This is a genomic window from Burkholderia sp. Se-20373, assembly GCF_017104705.1.
Classification (GTDB): Bacteria; Pseudomonadota; Gammaproteobacteria; order Burkholderiales; family Burkholderiaceae; genus Burkholderia.
Genome location: NZ_JAAGPH010000325.1, coordinates 1 through 1721, shown reverse-complemented (window position 1 = coordinate 1721; position 1721 = coordinate 1). Strand labels below are relative to the sequence as shown.

Below are 1721 nucleotides of genomic sequence, written 5' to 3'. Positions count from 1 at the left end.
ACAGCGCGGGCAGGTCCGGCGCGCCGAACACGGTGACGCCCGGCACGAGCGCGGCCTCGGCGGCGCTGGCGAGCGGCAGGTACAGCTCGGGCGCGTTCGACGCGGCGGCGGAGTACGGCTCCGGGCCGGCCCCTTGGCCACCGCTGCCTGAACCGGACAGCGTGCCGGAACCCAGGCCGGACGCCGCGCCACTTTCCGCTGACTGCGCATCCCGCGCCACACCACACGCCATCGCGAACGCGCCGCGCATCGGCCGCAGCGCGCCCGTCAGCGACAGTTCACCCGCGAATTCGCGGCCGGCCAGCGCGTCGGCCGGGATCTGGCCGTTCGCGGCGAGGATGCCGAGCGCGATCGGCAGGTCGAACCGTCCCGACTCCTTCGGCAGGTCGGCCGGTGCGAGGTTGACGGTGATGCGGCGCACGGGGAATTCGAAGCCGCAGTTCTGCAGCGCGGCGCGCACCCGCTCGCGGCTTTCGCGGACTTCGAGATCGGGCAGGCCGACGATCGAGAACGACGGCAACCCGTTGGCGAGATGGACTTCGACGGTGACGTCCGGCGCACGGCCGGAGGCGGGCGCGCGACTGCGCACCACGGCGAGCGACATGGCGAGGCTCCTGTAAACAAGGCGGACGGACGACGGCCGTTCGAGGCCGCGTGCCGCGGGAATCGGAGGAATCGGTGCGCGCTTGCCGGCGTGGCGCGGGGAAAGAGCGAGGAACAGCGGAACGACGGACTGCGAAGAGCGATGAACAGCGAAGAGCGGGGGTGTTGCGGAGAACGACGGACGACGAAGAGCGGTACGGTGACTTCAGTGCTTCAGTGCTTCAGTGCTTCAGTGCTTGAGGCGGCGGGCGCGGGCCGCGCGAGGCGGCCCGCGCCCGGACCTTGCGGCCGGGCAGGGCGTCAGGCTTGCGGCGCGGCGAGCTTCTGCTCGAGTTCCGCGACGCGTTTCTCGAGTTCCTCGAGGCGCACGCGGGTGCGGGCGAGCACTTGCGCCTGCGTGTCGAATTCCTCGCGCGTGACGAGATCGAGTTTCGAGAAGCCTTGCGACAGCATGGCCTTCACGTTGCGCTCGACGTCCTTGGCCGGCGAGTTTTTCAGCAGATCGCTGACGCGCGACTGCAGATCGTTGAAAACGTCGCTGGGTTGCTTCATGTGATTCCCCTTCCTTGCACAAAAAATGTGCATCTTCAGTTGCGTACGTGCCCATGATGCACGCATGACCGGAAATGGTGCGCCCGGAGCGCGAATTCCGGGCATGGCGCCCGCGTGGGTGAATGCCCCGGCGATCCGGGACGTGCGTGCACTCTAGCAACGATCCTTTCGCCGCGCCAGCAAACCGGGCCACGTTGGCCATTCGGCCGGGCCTCCGCACCTTACATCGCGCGATGCGACCCCTTGATGAAGCCCTTTGAAACGGTGCTCGAACCGACTTGGCATGCGAGTTGCTGAGAAGAGTCCGTTACAACATTCCAACCAATTCGACGGGACAACCCAGCGAGAGGACTTCATGAAACTCATTACCGCAATCATCAAGCCGTTCAAGCTCGATGAGACGCGCGAAGCGCTGTCGGCGCTTGGCGTCTCGGGCATCACGGTGACGGAGGTGAAAGGGTTCGGGCGGCAGAAGGGGCACACCGAGCTGTACCGCGGCGCCGAATACGTGGTCGATTTCCTGCCGAAGATGAAGATCGAGGCAGCCGTGTCGGACGATCTCGTCA

The 1721-nt window shown here is 66.9% G+C and carries 3 protein-coding genes; 1 reads left to right on the top strand and 2 read right to left on the bottom strand.

What is annotated here, in order from left to right:
* On the bottom strand, positions 1-604 hold a 604-nt coding region (locus G3N96_RS38525), incomplete at its 3' end, for a magnesium chelatase domain-containing protein (RefSeq protein ID WP_277399484.1).
* Positions 605-903: 299 nt separating this feature from the next.
* Positions 904-1155, bottom strand: a complete 252-nt coding sequence (locus G3N96_RS38520) for an accessory factor UbiK family protein (protein ID WP_006489451.1) — start codon at positions 1153-1155, stop codon at positions 904-906.
* 355 nt (positions 1156-1510) lie between these two features.
* On the opposite strand from G3N96_RS38520, the gene G3N96_RS38515 reads away from it, so the two are divergent.
* Positions 1511-1721, top strand: a 211-nt coding sequence (locus G3N96_RS38515; RefSeq protein ID WP_277399483.1) for a P-II family nitrogen regulator, incomplete at its 3' end; no start/stop codon positions are given.

What these genes read in the sequence shown, in the direction of transcription:
- G3N96_RS38520 (WP_006489451.1), bottom strand. Translation starts at nt 1,155, where the DNA reads ATGAAGCAACCCAGCGACGTTTTCAACGATCTGCAGTCGCGCGTCAGC.